Here is a 19,813-nt window from a genome sequence, read left to right as displayed (position 1 = left end):
TGTTAGTCGCCCGCCTCTTGCAGCTGTGCTCTCACGGCCTTCGCGGCCTGGACCAGATTCCGTAGTGACTGCTCGGTCTCGGTGTAGCCGCGAGTCTTGAGACCGCAGTCTGGATTCACCCAAAGCAGGTCCGTCGGGACCGACTTAGCCGCGGTTAGAAGCAGTTCCGCTAGTTCTTCGGCGCCTGGGACCCTGGGAGAGTGAATATCCCACACTCCGGGACCAAGACCTCGGATCAGATCGGCGGTATCAACGTCCTCGAGTAGCTCCATCCGCGAGCGGGCAGCCTCAATCGAGGTGACATCAGCATTCAGTCCGAGGATGGCGTCCAGAACCTGCCCAAACTCCGAGTAACAGAGATGGGTGTGAATTTGTGTCGCGACGTCCACGTCAGAGGTCGCGAGCCTGAAGGCCCGAACTGACTGATCCAGATAGTCCTGATGCCTAGACTCATCGAGAGGCAACAGTTCACGCAGGGCAGGCTCATCGACCTGAATGACGCGAATACCCGCCGTCTCAAGATCTTTAACTTCGTCTTGAAGCGCAAGACCAATCTGGGCGGCAACCTCACCAAAGGGAAGGTCCTCGCGCGGGAAGGACCACGCGATCATCGTGGTTGGACCCGTGAGCATCCCCTTGACTGGCTTATCGGTTAGCGAGGCAGCGTAGGCCGTCCAATCAACTGTCATTGGTTCGGGCCGGGAGACGTCACCCCACAGGATCGATGGGCGCGTGCAACGAGTTCCGTAGGATTGAACCCAGCCGTTCCTTGTTACTGCGTATCCGTCTAGTTGCTCAGCGAAGTATTGGACCATGTCGTTACGCTCAGCTTCACCGTGAACCAAGACATCGAGGTCCAGTTCCTCCTGAAGGCGAATCACCGATTCGATCTCGGCTTTCATCGCGTCGTGGTATTGCGACTCCGTGAGTTGACCGCGAGCATGCGCGGCGCGTGCCCTACGAATCTTTTGTGTCTGCGGGAAAGACCCGATAGTGGTGGTCGGCAACGGCGGAAGTTGTAGTACCTCGGCCTGTGCCTTCTGTCTGGTCGCCGAGTCCTCGCGCTGTGTGTCCGCCGCCGTAACGGATGCCGTTCGTGCACGCACATCAGCGCGAATAACCCCTTCGAATGAGGCCCGAGACCTGATGGCCTGATCCGACGCCTCTATCTCCTCTCGAATGGAGTCCCAACCGTCAGCCAGTCCAAGACCTAAGACCGCGACCTCTTGGACTTTCTGATCGGCAAAGGAGAGCCACCGGTGCAGAGCCTCATTGAGCGCCGGGTCATCCCACTGCTCAATGTCAGCGGTGATCGGTACGTGCTGCAATGACGTAGCGGTAGCAGCAGACAGATCGGTGACGCCCAGGAGCTGAAGGTTTTGCAGAGTCGTTACCGCCTTGCGCAGATCGGCGCGCCAAATATTGCGTCCCTCGACGACACCTGCAACCAGGGTTTTTCTTGCGAGGGCCTTGCTCAGCACGGCATCCGGCTCTGGAGTGCGTTTCAGATCTATGTGGATTGCCTCAACGTCAGTTTCAGCGAGCGTCGCCGCTGCTCTACTTCCGTTGCCGTAGGGAAGGGTCACCAAGAGTTGGGGACGATCATTATGAGTGGACAGATCTGACCAAACGCGCTTGGCAACCTCGATCAACTCATCGCGGGCGACCCCAAGATTGTCCGTCGTGAGGGCGGGCTCATCGAACTGAATCCACTCGACTCCCGCGCCGGCAAATGCGGTAAGGGCCTCGCGATAGGCCGTCACAATGGAGTCTATTAGCTCGAGAGGAGTCCAGTTCGCAGGGGCACCCTCCGCCGCCTTCGAAAGTGCCAAGAAAGTGACGGGACCGATCAGGGTGGGCCGCACAACATACCCTGTGTCTCGGGCTCGTCTAAACTCCTCGATTTTTCCCTGGTCTTCAAAACCAAAGACAGTCGAGGGGGATAACTCCGGAACCAGGTAATGGTAGTTGGTGTCAAACCACTTGGTCATTTCAAGGGCGGGCAGTTTGTCAGTACCGCGCGCCAGGGCGAAGTAACGGTCGAGTCCTTTGAGGTCTTGGTATCGCTCTGGAACCGCACCGAGGGTAACCGCTGTATCAAGTACCTGGTCGTAGAGGGAGAATGATTCTGGAATAGCGTAATCTTTCGGCTCCAACCCTAGATCAGTGAGCCGATCATAGGTGGAATCACGAAGCGCGGTTACAGCGAAGTGCAATTCATCGCCACTGAGTTCGCCCTTCCAGTACTTCTCGGTGGCCTTCTTTAGCTCGCGATCGGGCCCGATGCGCGGGTAGCCGATGATTGTTGCCTTGGGGAAAGAAGTGGTCACGGTGGGCCTTTCGTTTACTGGAGCGGTTGCCGTTTCAAAAGTGTTCGGGGAAGTTGGTTCGATCATCTACGTTCCTCGGTGGGAATTGAGAGCCGCCTTCCATTCGGATCGGGAGCCTCAAGGTCGCGCACCAAGTCAAGGGCAGGACCAGCTTGGTTGAAGGTGTACACGTGCACCCCGGGAGATCCGCCAGCAAGTACCTCTCGGGCGATGGTTCGACCGATCTCCGTTCCTACTTTCGCGGCTTCTTCCACACTTGAAGTGGCCTCCAACGGGTCTAGCAGCCAGGCTGGGGCCTCCACACCGGTTAGCTCCTGCATCTTACGCACTCTGCGTGGCTCGGTTGGAGGAAGAAGACCCGCAACGATGGGGATTGAGACCCCGATTCGCCGCGCAGTGTCCACGAACGATTGATAGCACTCAGGGTTCCAGAACAGTTGGGTGACGGCGAACGAGGCGCCCGCAGTCTGCTTGGTGAGCAGTCGTTCCGCCTCCTGCTCGGCCGTGGTTCCCGCTGCGGGGTTTCCGTTTGGGAAGGTAGCAACAGCGATGGTGAGCGGTTTGAAGGCAGACCGGAGAGCGAAACCTGGATGAGCGGCAATCCTCTCAGTTTCAATCTGCCTCATCAGTGTTATGAGGTCGGCAGCGCTGGTTACGTCACCTGGTTCAGGTCTCCAGTTGGACGTCCCACGGGGTGCATCGCCGCGTAATGCCATGAATGAACGCACGCCATTATCAAGGTATCCCTCGACGATCGACCGGACGTCACTTCGGGGTGAAGCAACGCAGGTCAGGTGAGCGACCGGTTGAACGGGAGTGTCTCGAACCAACCTAGTGACGACGTCACCTGCTCCTTCACGATCAGCGCCTCCTGCGCCATACGTGACCGAGATAAAGTCAGGTCTACTTGCCAGGAGTTGGTCGACGTTGGACCAGAATCTGGGGGCCAGCTCAACGCGCCTTGGAGGCATAACCTCGAATGAGATCGTGTGTGACGGCCGAATCGGGAAGTTCATCTTGTTTCCAATGCGGATAGTGCGGAGCACTCGGCCTAATGAACGGCTCCTCGAAGAGGACGATTCCTTAATCGATCCTGGGAGACGAAGAATAAGTGCGCTTGATCGTCTCTACTTCGAGAAGCCGCAGCACATTCGGGACATGGACATAGCAGTGTTCACCCTGAAAGTTTCTCGGTTACGGGCGCTCACGCTAAGGTCCTGGTTACTAGTCACGCTAGGCACGGTAGCACTCAGAGAATCAAGAACCGCAAAGCGTCCAAACCTCGAACGCCAGCAAAGAGCAAAGACCGCAGCCAAGGCAGAAGAGTTGAGCGGTAAATTCCGTCAACGCCAAGACGCGGCCATCGGGCACAGGGTTGCCACGCACCGTTCAATGGCAGAGCGATGACGATTACCACCGCTCTGCCCCACCCGAAATTTGGGGAGTTCCACAGTTCCAGGTAAATGGGTGGTCGCCGCCCATTCGTAATAAAAGGGCGGCTCCCCCGAGCCGATTTGCTTATGTCCGACGACGACGGACTACCAACAGAAGCGACAGTCCAGCCGCCGCTAGTATCACGCCGGCGGCAACGACTCCCAGAACACTGGCACCAGTGTCTGGCAACTCCTCGGCCTTTACCTTCACTGTTTGGCCCTGATCCTCGAGGTCCGCATGCGTAGCGATTCTCACCCCGTCAAAGAACAGGTCTTCGAACACGACTAGTTCTCGGTTTGCGAGCTCAGAGGCATCAAACTGAAACTCTAGTTCAATACATCCATCTGGTTTCTCCGCGGTGAACTCTTTTGAGGACTCAATGATCTCTTTAGCGACTATTAGTGGTTCGCCCTTGGTCTTATCCATGAGCACTCCCCTAACCTGGTACGTTTTGCCAACTGCGAGTCGGGAGTAACAGACACTGTCCACCACCACCTGATTGGGTTCGGCCTCTATTTCTTTTCCTTCGGCCCCGTTTGTGGCGGTTGTTGAAACCTTTGGAATATCTACACTCTGTCCCCGATCATCAATGTCGGCGTGTGTGGCCACCTTGATGCCGTCGTGATAGAGCTCCTCAAAAACCACCGTGGTGGTTCCTCCAAGCACAGAGGCATCGAACTCGAACTCAAGGTTTTCGCACCCCTCTGCTTGTTCGGAGACAAAGACCTTCTCGACCCGGACTTCTTTCCCGTTTACCAGGATTGGTTCACCGGTTGCCTGATCCATCAGAATCCCCTGGAGTTGATACTCCTTTCCAGCACGAAGATTCAGATAGCAAACCTCGTCCGTAATTGTCGCTTTATCGAAGGCTCCCACCATCTTTTCGGCCTCCCCGGTCGCAGTGGTCGTAATTTGTGGTTCGGCTGTTACCTCATACATCTCATGGATATCCGGCACCTGCGACATGAAGGGGGCCACACGATCATCTCCATCAAAGACATGAACGACCTGGTAAGTGCCTATCTCAGGATCCCCGTTCTCATCGCGCTGGAGCTTCCAATCGGGACTCCCCTGCGAGGCAAAGAAGCCCTCTTTTGCGTCCATTTCAACGGTTCCGACGAGGGTCGCATCGTCAATAGACGTCACTTCATTGGCAAGCTTTGCTTCCCAGAAGTAGAGTCTCGCTTCCATCGTCGTCGTATCCGTGACGAATCCTGCCTCGCCTCTGAATGATCCATGGGCCCTGGGCATCTGCGTTATCCAGACATCATCCACCAGGAAGGTGTTGTCATTGGTCGGATGTACTTTCAAATTTGACTCGATTTTTCCCGGCCAACGAACCGAACTCTGTTCGGCCGCAAGTCCGTAAGCATCAGACCAGTCAGCATGAATCATTGACCGGTCTTCTGCAGAAAGCTGCAACTGGTCCTCTTTTACCACTTCCCAGACCCAGGTAAGGAAGCCCGGAGTGCCGTCATATGCAACCTCGGTCCTGTAGGTTCCCGGGCCTTTGGCGATCAAGGTGGTCTCGGCAATCCTCTTGGCACTGGGCGGCACGATGCCTGCTTGTTTTACCGGTTGCTCCCCCACCAAGTACAGCGTCCCCTTGAACTTCACGGAAAGCGGAGAATATCCGTCTTCACCCGGCATCGTGCGACCAATGCCAAGCCACTTACCATCTCCGAGATCAGGATCGGCAAACACTTCCAGTTCATCCTTTAGGACCTTCTCGCCGGGATCAACAATCCGCGAACCAGCCCCGTCGGTCGAAGAAGTAAGCATGGGCTGGAAGTCGACCACCACCTCACTGAACTTCGTTTGCTTCGCAATACTGGTTTGTCCCGAGCGGTACATCATCGTTGTTTGAGCGCCAACCGGTCGTTCCAACATCAGCATGTCGTCCTGCGGCACCTTTGGATAGCTCACCCTGGCAGAGACGCTGCCATTGGCAGTTGCACTTCCCGAGAGCCGTATTTCTTTGTCCGCCAGCGTCTTTCCTGTCCAAGTCTTGCCGTCCGCTGACACAGTACCGCCCGGAGCACTATTCGGATCCAGGACTGCCGGGCCTTGGATCGTGACAATCACGTCATGGCCGCCCTCAAAGTTCCCCGATCCCATTCGCAAACCAACCTGACCGATAGCGAAGTCACGTCGGTTGGCGTTCATTTCCATTTCGATGCCACCCGAGTAGGCCAAACTGGCACCCTTTGAGCGCGCGTCGCTGGCAATCGCGGCGGCAAACTCTGCGATAGTATTCGCTGCGCTCCCACCAGCGCGCATAGTATCGATGAGATCATCGAGGATCGGCACTGCCTCATCAAGCTCATAGTTCATGTGAACAAGAAGCGCTACAGCAGCATAGACACCGGGGTCGTTGCTCGGGGAGCCGTACAGTTGCCCTGTCTCGCCGTAAGTCCGCAGAATATAGGCCATCTCTGCATTCGAGTTGACCTTGTAGTCACTCGGAACATTTGTGTGGTTCATCGGCGCAGCGACGGGCTTGGTGGTTCCAACTCCGGCGGGCCAGTCCTGTAGCAGATTGACGCACCACTGCCGGGTTTTCTGACCATCGCGCACGATATCGTAGCCACCAAGTCCATGAGCGGTGTTCGACATGTCGTGGAAGGAATACGACTCCGTAAGACTCATGCCTGTGCCCGATGGGTGTTGATATGCCTGATACGGCCCCGAAATATGACCGATTACGGCCCGCGGCATCGGGCCCCGCAACCTGAGTGCGTTCTTCCCGATCTTCTCGCCGCTCAGTTGTCCAGATTGCGGTTCTCCCAAATCCCCGCTCTGAAGTGGCTCAGAATCCGCGACAATCCCCTCATGATCATCGCCATAGTCCGGAGTTGCAGCGATTGCCAACCCTGCGGGTAACACCACTGAGAACAGACTTATCAACACAACAAGAAGGTGCTGGATCCTGCCGCGGTAAGCATTCTCTTGCATCCGTTTTCCTCGTCTCTATCAGCCCGGGCATCGCCCGAGACGTAGCGATGCCCCTATGGCCCTCGCACATGCTGGGAACGCTAGACCGGCAAATGGGCGCAATCGAGGGCAGCAGGAAGAGACTGTGGATGAACCCCATTAGGGGACCTTGGAAAAATGGCTTGTGGAAAACCACACCGGAAACACGGTGGCAACACGAATAAGGGCGGGAGTTCCGTCTCCGGAAACTCCCGCCCTTATCGCTAGATGGGACTAGATTGTTGCAGATGAAAAGCGGATTGACGCAATAATCGCGACGACGCCCCAGACGATTGCCGAGACGCCAATGACAATCAACATCACCGCAGCACCAGTTAGTGGAGCAATGAAGAGAACGATTCCAGCGATGATTGAGATGACCGCATAGAAGATCGCCCATCCCTTTGATGGAGCTTCCTGTAGATCAAGCAGCGTTACGATTCCCTCGATTACCCAGGTGACGCCAACCATGATGACTGCGAACACAACAACAAACAGGGCGGAAGGTGCAGGGTTGAACAGAACAATGCCGCCGGCGATGACGGCAAGAATTCCGCCGATCAGCCTGAGCGCGCGGCCCCAGAACGACAGACCCCTGGTGAAGAATGCACCAAAGCCGATCGCGATACCCGCGACGACTGCATAAAGTCCTAGGACAATCGCGGCGAACAGACCGATGCTGGTTGCAGACTCAGCTGGGTGCGTCAGAACAAGGGCACCGATGACAATGGAGAGAACACCGAAAACCGCGACCCCAACGCGGATTCCTGTGTGAGCCTTTTCGGCCGCTTCATGTACTACCGAAGAGTCGCTCACGGGAAAATTAGAGTTGTTTATACTCATGTTTTGCGCCTTTCAGAAACAAGGAACCGGATGGTACCTGCGCCTTTACAGTACGCTATGACCACCCGGTAACCCAGTACCTTGACTGAGTATTGATTACAGTCTGATCTAGTCCTCGGGCTGGATCAGACCCTTCTGGTATGCCTTCGTCAGGCGACGAGGCACGCGGATTTCTCGACCGTCAACGCGGATGGTCTGGAGCTCCGACAGCTTGGCCTTCCACGCGCTACGGCGGGTGCGGGTGTTCGAACGCGACATCTTGCGCTTGGGTACTGCCATGGCGGTGTCGCTCCTTCCAAGATTCAAGGATGCCTGAGACATCCATCCAATACGGTCTATTTTAGGTGACCCGAATGATCACCCGAATTCGGGATGAGCACAGTCCGGCCAGACCCGATTCACGGCTACAAGCCTTACATACACGCGCCAAACAGGGTAATCGAAATGCGACAATGTCACCATGTTCACGCTATTGCCGGGTCCCGTGGTGCGCAGTGAGATAGTGGAGAAGCGCTCTCGCTTCATCACCACCCTATCCCGCGCGGAAAACGAGCATGAAGCACGCGAGATCGTGAGTCTGGTCCGGGCAGAGTTTCCCGATGCCCGGCACCACTGCTCCGCCTTCGTCATTAGTTCGGAGGCGGGACCACCACGCACTCATTCCTCCGACGACGGAGAACCCTCAGGAACGGCCGGCCCGCCAATCCTTGAAGTCCTAACCGGGGCTAATCTGGTTAACGTCGTCACGGTGGTAACTCGCTACTTTGGCGGAGTGCTCCTGGGCACCGGCGGCCTAGTGCGCGCCTATTCTTCGGCGACACGAACGGCTCTGAATCAAGCCTCACTCGCGAAGAGAATCCGTATGGACCTGGTAGAGGTAGAGGTGCCCTCTGAGTTCGCAGGGCAGTTTCAATCAATTATTCACCAGAGAGGCATACGGGTATTGAGTGAAGAGTGGGGTGCTTCGCTCCGTGTCACTCTGGCCCTGCAGGGCAACCAGGTTGAGGAAATCGAGCATCTAGCCGCTTCTCTAACCCGTGCCCCATGTACGCTCATCCCAATCGGAACCAAGGTTATTGACATTCCGCTGTCCGCGTAGTCGGTCGTCCTCGACACCCCTCGTTAATCCTCCGTAGGCTGGTCACGCAGTTCTATTGCACTATCAAGGGACAAGTGAGACGAAATGGCGAACATCCACGCGAACATCGCTTCAACTATTGGCAACACCCCTCTGGTAAGGGTGAACTCCATGACCGATCAAAACGCAACGGTTCTGGCCAAGGTAGAGAGCTTCAACCCCGCCTCGTCAGTAAAGGACCGTATTGCACGCGGTATCATCGACGCCGCCGAGGCATCCGGTGAGCTTAAGCCCGGTGGCACCATTGTTGAGGCGACCTCCGGCAACACCGGTATCGCCCTTGCCATGGTGGGGGCATCTCGTGGCTACAACGTGGTTCTTGCTATGCCCTCGTCCATGAGTAAGGAGCGGCGCGCGCTTATGCGTGCATACGGAGCCGAGCTCGTCTTGACCGACCCTCCGCTGGGGATGAAGGGGGCTGTCGAGGCAGCAAATGAGATTGTCAAAACCCGCCCCGGCGCAGTCCTTGCCCGACAGTTTGAGAACGAGGCAAATGTTCAAGCACATCGGACTACCACCGCCGAAGAGGTCTGGAACGACACCGACGGCGAGGTAGATATCTTCATCGGTGGCATCGGCACCGGTGGCACGATCACAGGCGTAGGAGAAGTACTAAAGTCGCGTAAACCCGGGGTCCAGATCATCGCGGTTGAGCCGGCCGAGTCTCCCCTGCTTAGTGAGGGAAAAGCCGGTCCGCACCTCATCCAGGGTATCGGCGCAAACTTCGTGCCAGCGGTTCTAAATCAGGACGTCATTGACGAGATCATTGCCGTCCCCGGCGAAAAGGCAATTGAGGTGGCTCGTCAGGCAGCCCGCGATGAGGGTCTGCTTGTCGGAATTTCCTCCGGGGCGGCTCTCGCCGCCGCAGTCGATGTTGCTGCTCGCCGCGAGAATGAGGGGAAGACGATCGTTGTCGTCCTTCCCGACACCGGAGAACGTTACCTTTCTACTAAGCTCTTCGAGGGACTAGAAGAAGACTAGAGCGCGACACGAAACACCGGGGAGAGGAGAGCGCGGGAGTGAAGGTACCCCACCCATTCAAGCAAATGCGAGACGACCTGAAGGCGGCGAGAGAACGCGACCCCGCTGCAAGGTCCGCACTTGAAGTAGCACTCCTCTACCCCGGTCTTCACGCTCTTTGGAGCTATCGCGTCTCGCACGCTCTTTGGACCAATGGAGCACGATTTCCTGCCAGGGCTATTCAGTCCACGGCACGATTCTTCACCGGCGTGGATATTCACCCCGGCGCCACAATCGGGGACCGTTTGTTCATCGATCACGCCATGGGCGTCGTCGTTGGCGAAACGGCAGAGATTGGCAATGATGTCCTCATCTTTCATGAGGTAACCCTCGGCGGTGTCACCATGACCCCCGGAAAGCGTCACCCAACCGTGGGAGACCGCGTGATTCTTGGCGCGGGAGCCAAGGTCTTGGGTCCCGTGACGGTCGGCTCCGACGCAAAGGTGGGCGCAAACGCTGTTGTGGTCAAAGACGTTCCCGAAAAGGGCGTGGCCGTAGGGGTTCCCTCGCACCTACGGGGGACGTCTGAAGAACGAGGCTCCCACACCCATGAGGTTCTCCCCGCGAGGCTTCCGGCGGATTCGCGCGAGGCGTGCACTTCTTTGGAGACAAGCCTGGAAGCTTCAACCCTGGAGGGCGAGATCACCGTCAAGCCGAGTCGCGACGGCAGTACACCTGCCGCGGATGAGGTCTCAGTCAAGTTCAAGCAAACCTACCTCCACGAGGACGGAGTCATGGTCGAGCCGGCGCTCTACATTTAGTTGTCGCTCATCAACTCGTGGAGAGAAAGCCTGAACAACACTCTCGGCCCAGAAGTTGAGGTTGGTTTATCTGGGAGAAGGGACCCCGCTCTTCGGCCATATATTAGCTTCAGTGAAGATTGCGCCCTCCGCCACAACCCCTATCCAGCCGCCTTTTGGGTAGCGATCCTTAGAATATCGAGGTAGCCCTCCACACTCCATGCGGACCGTCCCACAAATAGGCCGCCAACGCCTTGTATGTTGAGAAGATCCAGGGCGTTCTTCTGATTAACCGACCCTCCATAGAGGATCGCTTCAACTCGGGTCTCATAGCGCTCGCGCAGGGCAGCAAATGCGGTTACTAGATCTTCGCGCTCGGGTTCTCGCCCGTTCTCCCCAATAGCCCAGATTGGCTCGTAGGCGAGGATCACAGAGGAGCTATCTAAGCCGCATAGCGCAGCGTCGGCCTGCTCAGTTATGTATGAAACAGATCCTCCCGCCCTAAAGACTTCGGCTGGTTCACCCACGCAAAGTAGCGGTCGCGCTCCGGCCAGCAAGGTCGCTTCAACCTTCCTACGCACAACCTCGTTGGTCTCAGCGAAATTGGCGCGACGCTCAGAGTGTCCAATTTCGATGAGTTGTGCCCCAGCGTCCATAGCTTGGAGCACCGATATTTCTCCGGTCCACGCTCCCTCGTCTTCCCAGTGAGCGTTCTGCGCGCCGAGTAGCACCGGCGAATCGGGTCCGAGTTCGTTTCGAACGGTGTCGATCGCGGTGAAAGAAGGGATAACAAACGGTTGTACTCCTGCCCAGTTATGCAGGTCTGCTTGCCTCAGGCTCCGCGCATAGTCACGCGCAAAGCCAAGCGAGCCGTTCATTTTCCAGCTTGTTCCAACCCACAACATCTACTCGGCCTCGTAAGCGCACATAGCCTCGACCTTGGGGGCCGACGGCGAGGAAGAATCGAACCTGTAATCGAAGAACTCTTTGGCAAGTCTGCGGGCAAGCTCACGCCCGATGACACGCTCCCCCATGCACAGAATCTGTGCGTCGTTGGAGAGAACCAAGCGCTCCACTGAAAACGAATCATGCGCAGTTCCAGCACGAATCCCCTTGACCTTGTTGGCGGCCATAGCGACACCAAGCCCGGTTCCGCAAATGAAAATGCCACGGTCGGCTTTGCCATCGGCGATCATCCGAGCCGCCCTGGTTGCTACATGGGGATAGTCGACGTCTTCACCAGCGCCCACTCCCGCGTCAATCACCTCATCTATGCGAGGATCGGCCTCAAGATCGGCCTTAATCGTTTCCTTATATTCATAGCCAGCAATGTCGCCAGCGACAACAACACGAAAACCCATCCTTTTTCCTCTATCTACTGTGTTTGTATCTAGCGTGTTTGGTGATCTGCGCTCGGGTCTGACAACAGGGCCTCACCCACAGCGGTCATCAGCATCGAAAACGAGGTCGCTCCCGGGTCGGGAGTTCCAATCGACGCAGCCCCGTGCGTGCGTGCACGTCCCTTTCGAGCAATCATCTTGGCAGTTGCTTCCGCTGCTTCCATTGCCACAGCCGCAGCAGCGCACCACGCGGAAGCCAAATCATCGCCTCGATCAAGACGCGCCTCCAGTTCTTCGGCGAACGGATGGGTTGCGTCGATCATCGTCTTGTCGCCCGGAACCGCGGTACCAACATTCGAAAAGGCTCGCACAGCCGATACACTTGCGCGTCCGATTTCCTCGTCGGTCGCGGCGCGTTCATCACTAAGAGCCTGGCCCATCGCTGTGACAGCTGCACCCCATGCCGCGCCCGACGTACCCCCGGCTCCTTCCGCCCAAGCAGCTCCAGCTTCGGCAAAAAGCGTGTGCATGCCCACCTTGTGGGCGACAAGTTCCCGAGCAACTCGCGCCGCCGCAGCGGACCCCAACGACATTCCCTGACCGTGGTCGCCGTCTCCAGCGATCGAGTCTAGATTGCCCAGCTCGTCCTCTTTCTCTGCCGACACCGTTGCGAGAAGTTCAACGAAGCTGACTGCCTTAGCGGCCTGTGCAGCGGACTCGGGCGAGCCAACGGGAAGTTCCTTGGACTTGGTCTCGATCACGACGCGGCGAGCCGCCCCTTGCTTAATCGCACCAAGTTTGAACGCTGGTGAGTCTGCGGGAGCCAACCAATACTCCTCCAACTCGTCGTCAAGAAACATCAGAGTCAGGGAAGCTCCGGCCATATCCAGCGAAGTCACTTGTTCGCCTACGACAGGATTCACAAGGGTAAAGCCGTTCTCTTCAAGGGTCTCGGCAATCGAACCAAAAAGAACGAAAAGTTCCTCATACTTAGTGGCTCCCAGACCGTTGACCAGGACGGCGACGCGACCCCTGTAACCTGCCTCGTTTCGTTTTGGCTCTTCGGCCAGAAGACGATCAACCAGAAGATCGCCAATTTCTTTTGCAGATGTCATCGGATGCGTGGTAATACCCGGTTCACCGTGTATTCCCAATCCCAGTGCATAATGGCCCTGAGGAACAGCAAAGAGAGGCTCTGCGGAACCAGGAAGCGTGCAACCTGTGAACGCGACGCCCAGCGTGCGCGTGGAACTGTTTGCCTTGCGGGCAACCCGCTCAACGTTGTCAAGATCCAAACCGGCCGCTGCCGCGGCGCCCGCGACCTTAACAACCATGATGTCGCCGGCAATCCCGCGCCGATCATCGTGCTTGTCTGGCGTGTTCGACGCAATGTCGTCAGAAATCAAAACAATGCGCGTATCGATTCCATCGTCATTTAAGCTCTTCGCCGCAGCCCCAAAGTGTAAGACGTCACCCGCATAGTTGCCAAACAGAAGGAGCGTTCCACCACCATTGTCAGCTTGCTCTACCACCGACCTCACCTGCGACGCAGACGGTGAAGCGAAAATATTGCCGCAGACCGACCCGTGGGCCAAGCCCGGACCAACCCAACCAGCGAACGCTGGGTAGTGTCCCGAGCCTCCGCCCACAACGACGCTAACCTCACCATCCGGACTCGACGTACTTCGAACTACTCCACCGTGCACTGCCTGTAAATATCTGCCGTTTGCAAGGACCATTCCTTTAAGACTGTCTGTGGCGAATTCTTTAGGGCTATTGACCAGATACGTCATCGTTCTGCTCCCGGAGGTCGTTGTCGATCACTTTATCATATAGACTATAGGATATAGAATCCTAGTACAAGCGTGATTCGACGCTTTACTCCGGGCGAGACGCTGGCAGGACAGTTGATGATCCCCTACCCACAAGTCGGTGTGCGACTGCAAACGAGGATGTCAGGAACTCTCTGAGCCAGGCGATATCAAACGGACCAGCGACAGATGAAAGTGGGGCAGGTCATCGGCGCTGTCGCCCGATGGACCGAGCAAACACGCCGGTAGCCGTCCGGGTCGTTCGTCTAGCTAAAATACCCTTATGTCTTCGAGTGATACGCCATTACGACCCCTGTCGAGTTCGGCTCCCCGCAGCCTGCCCGATGCAATCTACGACGCGCTCCTAGACATGCTGATATCGGGGCAGATGGCCCCGCACGAGCCTTTGGGAATTGATCGCATCTCTGAGCAGCTTCAGGTTTCTCCTACACCTGTTCGCGAAGCGCTAGCACGCCTCGAACACACAGGTCTGGTTGAGCGCCAAGCGCGAAGAGGATATCGAGTCGCTCGACCCATGTCGGAAAGCAATATGCGGGAACTTGTCGATGCGAGGCTTGTCCTAGAGACAGGTGCTCTTGAACGCGCAATGACCCATTTGCCCGACCTCATTCCAGACTTGGAACACGCGCTCGAAGAACATGCAGCAATCGGCAAACGCCTAATGGATTCTGATGGTGCTCTAGACCCCGTGGATCTCCGGGAGTATTTCAAACGCGATTGGGACTTTCACCAATCGATCCTCGATCACTGCGGCAATAGATACATAGAGCGTTCGGTCAATAGTCTGTCATTCAGCGTGCATCGCATGCGTCAGACTCTCGGCGTAGGCAAGACTGATGCTCCCGAAGCCGTCGCCGAGCATAAAGAGATTCTTGAAGCGGTCAAGACCGGTGATGTCGAAAAGGCTCTCGATGCACTACAAAAACACCTCTCTAACGTAAACGCGCGGTCTAGCAGTGGCGATTAGGGTTCGCCACCGCTAGACCACGATCAGTACTAGATCCCGCAGGGTTAGTGCATGTGTTTTCCACCGTCGACGTTCATGGAGACACCGTTGACGAAAGCTGCTTCTTCCGACAACAAGAAATTCACAACAGCGGCCAGATCTTGAGGTTGTCCTACTCGACGGAGTGGAATGTTTGAAGACATAGCCGCTTTGCGTTCATCAGTCAGCTTGCCACCCATGATGTCCGTGTCGACGGGGCCAGGCAGTATGGCGTTGCAGGTGATATCTGATTGGCCGAGTTCACGGGCTCCTCCGCGGGTCAACCCAATTACCGCCGCCTTAGCAGCCGCATAGGCGAACTTAGAGAACGTTCCACCACCGTCCAGGGCCGTGATGGACGAAAAGTTGACAATGCGACCGACTCCCACCTTTTTCATAAGTTCCGACCCGTACTTCATCATGAGCATAGTGCCGGTGGCATTTATGGTCATGACGCGATTGAACTCATCGACGGTGATGTCTTCTAGCGCTACCGGACACGCCACACCGGCGACGTTGGCCATTCCCACCAGTGGTGGCATGGTTTCGTCAATGTTTGCGAAAGCCGCCCTCACTTGCTCCTCATCAGCGATGTTGAACTGGAGCGTCAAGACTTTACGGTCCGGGTACTCAGCTGCCAGTTCGGGCTCAAACTCAAGAACCTCGGGGACGACATCGCACACCACAACGTTCCAGTTGTCTCTTAGGAGACGACGGGCTACCGCACGGGCGATACCGCGAGGAGCGCCAGCTCCTGAGACGATGGCTGTTCTTTCCTCGGGGAAGGTTGCAACTTCACTCATTTTCTATTCTCTCCTTTAATACTTTGCATACCGCATCTATTTCGCGACTAGGACGCGAGCTCGTCCTGTATCAGCTCTGCCTCCACCTCGGCGTCAGTCTTCTTTTGCAAATACAGGCCCAAAATGAGAATGAAGCCGAGAATGCCTGCCATGCCAAGAACGACCAGGCCCGCCCCCTCATTCGGCGCATCGGGAGTTCCAAACCAGGACTGGGTTGCCCAGGTACGAAGATTCGGTGCGAGCCAACCGCCAAGATTGCCGAGTGCATTGATCAATCCAGTGGCACCAGCAAGTGCCGCACCGCTGAGATACCGCGTTGGTAGTTGCCAGAAGATCGGCTGCGCACACACGAAACCGACTGCAGCGAGGGAAAGGAAGAACAGTGCCGGAACCGGGCTTTCCAGGAAGGCCCCTGAGACCGCGATACCCACGCCCGAAAACAGAAGTAGTACCGCAGCGAAACCCTGGTACTTACCGGTCTTGTCGGCAAGCCTGGGGATAAAGATCACGCCGACGAGGGCTACCGCCCACGGAATCGCAGTTACTAGCGCAGCCGCAAGTCCCGCGCTCTGCCCCGTCATGTGCGTCACCTGCTTAGGCAAGAAGAAGGTCAGACCGTAAACGGATGCCTGAATGCACATATAGATCAGACAAAAATAAAGGATCTTTGGGTCGACTAATGCTTTCGCCCAGCTGATCGGCTTTGCCTTCTCTTTCGCGGCTTCCTCAATCGCAATTTGTGCAGTTAGATGATCGCGTTCCTCCTGTGTAAGCCATTTCGCCTTTTGCGGTCGATCAACGAGCACCCATGGAGCAATGAAACCTACGACCACCGCAAGTCCACCCTCAACGAGGAACATCCAGTGGATCCCGTCCATTCCGAGTATGCCATCCATCTCCAGAAGGCCGCCCGAGAGCGGGTTGCCGACTATGTTGGCGATGGGCAGGCCCATGTAGAAGAGACCGGTCGCCCATCCTCGGCGGGCGGCAGGGTACCAGTACGTGAGGAAGAGCATCACACCCGGGAAAAAGCCTGCCTCTGCGACGCCGAGTAGAAATCGGAGCACATAGAACATAGTTGGACCGTTGACAAACATGAACAGTATGGCGACCAAACCCCAGGTGATCATGATTCGAGTCATCCACCACCTCGCTCCAACCCTATGCATGATCAGGTTGGAAGGCACCTCGAAGACCGCATAGCCAATGAAGAACAACGTTGCACCGAAGGTGTACGCAGCGGTAGAGATCCCGTAGTCCGCTTCCCACGCCTGTTGCGCCCAGCCGAGATTCGTACGATCGATGAATGCAATGACGTACATCAAGAGCAAAAATGGGATGAGGTACTTCGTTACTTTTCTAAGGGCGCCCGCGACCACCTCTTTGTCCGGGTCCACGACGATTGTCTCCTGCGTCATTAATGTGACCTCCTCGTCACGATAGATTCCTTTGAAGGGTCTGTTATGCGACGCTCCCGACGTAGCGCGCTGATTACTTCTGTACGCGAATGAGGGTTCCACCCACCTCAATCGCACCTCGGGCCGTGGTGACTACTTCCGCTCGTGGATCAGAGATTCCGACTGCCGCAAAACTTCACGCATGTAGCGCATATTCTGGGCTTGGATACCCAACCAGTCACCGCCGTAGTGCTCCGCCATGAGTACACCGTCAAACCCATTCGCGAGCGCCAACTGGATGACAGTTCGGTAGTCGATAATTCCGGTCTCAAGGGGTGTCGGAAACGTGAAATATGCACCGGTTGCTGGATCTTCGTCGCGCATATAGTTCTTGATATGCCAGAAGTTCGCGTACGGAAGCACCTGCTTGTACATATCAAGCCCTGACGGCATCGGGCGGTGCAACCGAATCAGATTGCCGATATCAGGGTTCAATCCGACGTTTGGACGGTCAATATCCTGGACCATGGAGATGGCCTCTTCTGGCGTGCCACAGAAAGAGTCTTCATACATTTCGAGCGAGATCCGAACTCCGAGGCGTGCTGCATGATCCGCGAGTTCCTGAGTCCGTAAAATTGCGATGTCTCGAGTCTCTGGAACACTAGAAAATCCATCAGCGTGCCAGAACCATAGAGCCTTTGTTTGCTCTGGCAACAGATCTCCGAAGTACCCTATGTTCACTACTTGAGACCCAAACTTGTCCGCAAGATCGACAAAACGATGGGCAATACGCAGATAGTCGTCTCCGCGATCCTGGTCTGCCACAGACCGCCGTCCCATGGACAGCGACGCCAATCGCTGCCCGTGGTCTTCCACGACTCTCTCGAATTCGGACAGTTTCGCGTCATCGAACTCCCAGAAGGGCACCCACACATCAGTCGGGTCGATGCAATCAAAGCCATTAGCTTGAACCTGAGCTAACTGGAACGCCCATGCTCCAGGCCCGGCCTCACCAATAGCCTCTCCGTTAAGTGTCTTTTCACCAAAAGCCATCTTGCAAGCAATTGGCCAGTCTTCCGCTGTAAACATCGTTGTCCTCAATCGCACCTACAGGTTATATATCCTATAGGATCGATACTATAGCATTTGTTCTCGGCTGCCAACGGCAAATTCGTCGCGTTGCAGATGCTCATATACAGATACGACGTTGAGAACGCTTCAAAAGCACTTGACTTTCCCCTGCGGGGAGAAGACAGCGAGGATCCGCGACCGCTCAATGAGTCCGCGTCAACAGGTTTACCCATCCGAGGCACGACTATTTCCAGACTCTTGCACGACGACCACTCAGAAGGGTGACCGGCGGCGCGTAGTTCCATCTGCGGCGCTGACCTGCATTGAGGCACACTCGTGATCCAAAATGCGACGCTTTGCCTCGTTCATGAACTAGCCTTGAACTATGACCGAGCTAACACTTAAGGCAGATGCCTCGTCCGTTGATAGTGAGCCGTCGGTCGAGGGATTACAACTGGCCACGCTCACCGTCTACGATCTACCCGCGCTTGCATCACTGTCTCTTGTCGCATACAAGCAACGTCTTACCGCCGAGAACTTTTGGCGCGCGACCGATGAGATGCGACTTTACTTCGAGGGTGCCCTTGGCACCCCGAGAGACGATTCATTTATCGGCGCCTGGTTGGATGGTGAACTGGTTGGGGCCGTATTCTGTGTCTTGGATGCACCTTTCGACGACGTTCCTCGCGGGCCCTTTGTCCTCGACCTCATGGTTGATCCCGAGCACCGACGCCGTGGAATAGCCACCGCGCTGGTCGCCGAACTGTCACAGAGAACCAGAGACTGGGGCTATGACTCGGTTACACTTCGACTCGACATGAAGCAAATGCCTGAGGCCTTCAATCTCTATCGTCGACTGGGATTTGCCCCCATCGCTGAAGAAATCAAGGAAGAGCACCGAGTTTAGTCCGCTCTTATTTTTGACAGGTACCGCACCAAAATAGCCTGCGGCCCTGCACTTCTTTCTCGCTAATCTCGTTGCCGCAAACAAGGCAATTCCGACCGGTTCGGTGGTAGACGTACCAACGAAGAGCCTCAGGGTCGAGGTCTTTAGCGATCTCGGGATCAGGTCTATCTTCGGAACGAACGGTAATAATTCGTCCCTCTTTCACGCCCTTATCCAGCAGGTACACATAATCGTCCCAGAGGCGCTCAAGGCGAGGGATCGAGACGTTCGCCCCCTTTCGATTCGGGGAGATGCCCTGACGAAATAGTCCCTCGGCCCTGTAAATGTTGCCCACTCCAGCGATAACCGACTGATCCATAATCAGTTCGCTAATTGGCCGTTTTCGGGCACGAACGTTCGTCACGAATCTTGCCTTTAGCGCGGAGGGATCAGAGCGATGATCTAGAGGATCTGGACCGAGGCGGTCAATGACTCCCTCAACTTCCTCGGGTGTCAGCACCTCGCAACGGGTAGGTCCGGCCAGGTCAGCTGCTACTCTCCCGTTGTCTATTCTTAGACGCACAGCGCCGACCGGCTCCGGTGGCTGCCATAGTCCATCGGCAGCCGCCTCAGTTCGATCTACCGCTATCCCCTCGTTCTCTCTCCTTCGAAGAGGAACGACCCCCGTATCCTCTCGAACCTCTCGGTAGGAGTTGTTTCGACGGGGAGCACCGATCGAGGCAGCAACTTCTACACCGCTATCTGCATGGAAGCGCCAGGCACCGTACAGACCTAGGTGAACGTGCAACCACAGCGGCATCGTTGACTCTGATTCAAGGTCGTCAAAGCGGAGAAAGAGATGTTTTCCAACCGACTCAGAGTCGGCCATTACTCGTCCATTCAGGAGTTGCGCCCCTCGTTCAAATCGTCCTTGAGGCGAAGAAGTGAAGCACTGCGAACCCACGAACCATTCTTCGAAGGTGTTTGCGAGCCGCCTTATCGAATGTCCTTCTGGCACGAA

At 56.3% G+C, this 19,813-nt stretch carries 17 protein-coding genes and 1 pseudogene; 6 read left to right on the top strand and 12 right to left on the bottom strand.

The window, feature by feature from the left end:
• Nucleotides 1–2: 2 nt before the first annotated feature.
• Both metE and U6G28_07250 read right to left on the bottom strand, forming a co-directional pair.
• Nucleotides 3–2,396: a 5-methyltetrahydropteroyltriglutamate--homocysteine S-methyltransferase gene (metE, locus tag U6G28_07255; protein ID WRS29325.1), complete on the bottom strand. Its 2,394-nt coding sequence runs from the start codon at nucleotides 2,394–2,396 to the stop codon at nucleotides 3–5.
• Complete coding sequence (locus tag U6G28_07250; GenBank protein WRS29324.1) at nucleotides 2,393–3,346, bottom strand: methylenetetrahydrofolate reductase; 954 nt, start codon at nucleotides 3,344–3,346, stop codon at nucleotides 2,393–2,395. Before U6G28_07250 ends, metE begins: the two co-directional genes overlap by 4 nt.
• 19 nt (nucleotides 3,347–3,365) lie before the next feature.
• Here U6G28_07250 and U6G28_07245 point away from each other — a divergent pair, with 19 nt between their 5' ends.
• The gene (locus tag U6G28_07245) at nucleotides 3,366–3,737 is read left to right on the top strand and encodes a hypothetical protein (GenBank protein WRS29323.1); all 372 of its coding nucleotides are present in this window, start codon (nucleotides 3,366–3,368) and stop codon (nucleotides 3,735–3,737) included.
• Nucleotides 3,738–3,848: 111 nt separating this feature from the next.
• Here the strand turns inward: U6G28_07245 and U6G28_07240 are convergent, their stop codons facing one another.
• The 3 genes from U6G28_07240 to rpmF form a co-directional block, all read right to left on the bottom strand.
• Complete coding sequence (locus U6G28_07240; protein WRS29322.1) at nucleotides 3,849–6,719, bottom strand: VaFE repeat-containing surface-anchored protein; 2,871 nt, start codon at nucleotides 6,717–6,719, stop codon at nucleotides 3,849–3,851.
• A gap of 252 nt (nucleotides 6,720–6,971) precedes the next feature.
• On the bottom strand, nucleotides 6,972–7,553 hold the full coding sequence (locus U6G28_07235; protein WRS29321.1) for a DUF308 domain-containing protein: 582 nt from the start codon (nucleotides 7,551–7,553) through the stop codon (nucleotides 6,972–6,974).
• 135 nt (nucleotides 7,554–7,688) lie between these two features.
• Nucleotides 7,689–7,859, bottom strand: a complete 171-nt coding sequence (gene rpmF, locus U6G28_07230) for a 50S ribosomal protein L32 (GenBank protein ID WRS29320.1) — start codon at nucleotides 7,857–7,859, stop codon at nucleotides 7,689–7,691.
• 181 nt (nucleotides 7,860–8,040) lie between these two features.
• On the opposite strand from rpmF, the gene U6G28_07225 reads away from it, so the two are divergent.
• The 3 genes and pseudogenes from U6G28_07225 (at nucleotide 8,041) to cysE (ending at nucleotide 10,253) form a co-directional block, all read left to right on the top strand.
• Complete coding sequence (locus tag U6G28_07225) at nucleotides 8,041–8,679, top strand: YigZ family protein (GenBank protein WRS29319.1); 639 nt, start codon at nucleotides 8,041–8,043, stop codon at nucleotides 8,677–8,679.
• Nucleotides 8,680–8,763: 84 nt separating this feature from the next.
• The gene (gene cysK, locus U6G28_07220; GenBank protein ID WRS29318.1) at nucleotides 8,764–9,699 is read left to right on the top strand and encodes a cysteine synthase A; all 936 of its coding nucleotides are present in this window, start codon (nucleotides 8,764–8,766) and stop codon (nucleotides 9,697–9,699) included.
• 65 nt (nucleotides 9,700–9,764) lie between these two features.
• Nucleotides 9,765–10,253 (top strand): annotated as a pseudogene (gene cysE / locus U6G28_07215) (serine O-acetyltransferase).
• 386 nt (nucleotides 10,254–10,639) lie between these two features.
• Here the strand turns inward: cysE and U6G28_07210 are convergent.
• Genes U6G28_07210 through U6G28_07200 form a run of 3 tightly spaced genes read right to left on the bottom strand, consistent with a single transcriptional unit; the run spans nucleotide 10,640 to nucleotide 13,611 of the window.
• Nucleotides 10,640–11,383 (bottom strand): triose-phosphate isomerase, encoded by a 744-nt coding sequence (locus U6G28_07210; protein ID WRS29317.1) that lies wholly within the window; start codon nucleotides 11,381–11,383, stop codon nucleotides 10,640–10,642.
• Nucleotides 11,384–11,839 carry a ribose-5-phosphate isomerase gene (locus U6G28_07205; protein WRS29316.1) on the bottom strand — a complete coding sequence of 152 codons (456 nt, stop codon included), beginning with the start codon at nucleotides 11,837–11,839 and terminating at the stop codon, nucleotides 11,384–11,386. It abuts the gene before it with no gap.
• A gap of 29 nt (nucleotides 11,840–11,868) precedes the next feature.
• Nucleotides 11,869–13,611, bottom strand: coding sequence for a dihydroxyacetone kinase family protein (locus U6G28_07200; protein WRS29315.1), 1,743 nt, complete (start codon nucleotides 13,609–13,611; stop codon nucleotides 11,869–11,871).
• 301 nt (nucleotides 13,612–13,912) lie between these two features.
• Here U6G28_07200 and U6G28_07195 point away from each other — a divergent pair, with 301 nt between their 5' ends.
• A complete protein-coding gene (locus U6G28_07195; GenBank protein ID WRS29314.1) occupies nucleotides 13,913–14,617 on the top strand; it encodes a GntR family transcriptional regulator in 705 nt (234 codons plus the stop codon).
• Nucleotides 14,618–14,661: 44 nt separating this feature from the next.
• On the opposite strand, the gene U6G28_07190 is transcribed toward U6G28_07195, so the two are convergent.
• The 3 genes from U6G28_07190 to U6G28_07180 all read right to left on the bottom strand — a co-directional run bounded on the left by U6G28_07190 (nucleotide 14,662) and on the right by U6G28_07180 (nucleotide 17,888).
• Nucleotides 14,662–15,438: an SDR family oxidoreductase gene (locus tag U6G28_07190; GenBank protein WRS29313.1), complete on the bottom strand. Its 777-nt coding sequence runs from the start codon at nucleotides 15,436–15,438 to the stop codon at nucleotides 14,662–14,664.
• A 47-nt stretch (nucleotides 15,439–15,485) separates the two neighbouring features.
• Nucleotides 15,486–16,856, bottom strand: a complete 1,371-nt coding sequence (locus tag U6G28_07185; protein ID WRS29312.1) for an MFS transporter — start codon at nucleotides 16,854–16,856, stop codon at nucleotides 15,486–15,488.
• A 132-nt stretch (nucleotides 16,857–16,988) separates the two neighbouring features.
• Nucleotides 16,989–17,888, bottom strand: coding sequence for a sugar phosphate isomerase/epimerase family protein (locus U6G28_07180; GenBank protein WRS29311.1), 900 nt, complete (start codon nucleotides 17,886–17,888; stop codon nucleotides 16,989–16,991).
• Nucleotides 17,889–18,291: 403 nt separating this feature from the next.
• On the opposite strand from U6G28_07180, the gene U6G28_07175 reads away from it, so the two are divergent.
• The gene (locus U6G28_07175) at nucleotides 18,292–18,813 is read left to right on the top strand and encodes a GNAT family N-acetyltransferase (protein ID WRS29310.1); all 522 of its coding nucleotides are present in this window, start codon (nucleotides 18,292–18,294) and stop codon (nucleotides 18,811–18,813) included.
• 7 nt (nucleotides 18,814–18,820) lie between these two features.
• On the opposite strand, the gene U6G28_07170 is transcribed toward U6G28_07175, so the two are convergent.
• Nucleotides 18,821–19,810: a DNA-formamidopyrimidine glycosylase family protein gene (locus U6G28_07170; protein WRS29309.1), complete on the bottom strand. Its 990-nt coding sequence runs from the start codon at nucleotides 19,808–19,810 to the stop codon at nucleotides 18,821–18,823.
• Nucleotides 19,811–19,813: the final 3 nt, after the last annotated feature.

Source organism: Actinomycetaceae bacterium MB13-C1-2 (genome assembly GCA_035621235.1).
Classification (GTDB): domain Bacteria; phylum Actinomycetota; class Actinomycetes; order Actinomycetales; family Actinomycetaceae; genus Scrofimicrobium.
This window is presented reverse-complemented; position numbering and strand designations above follow the sequence as displayed.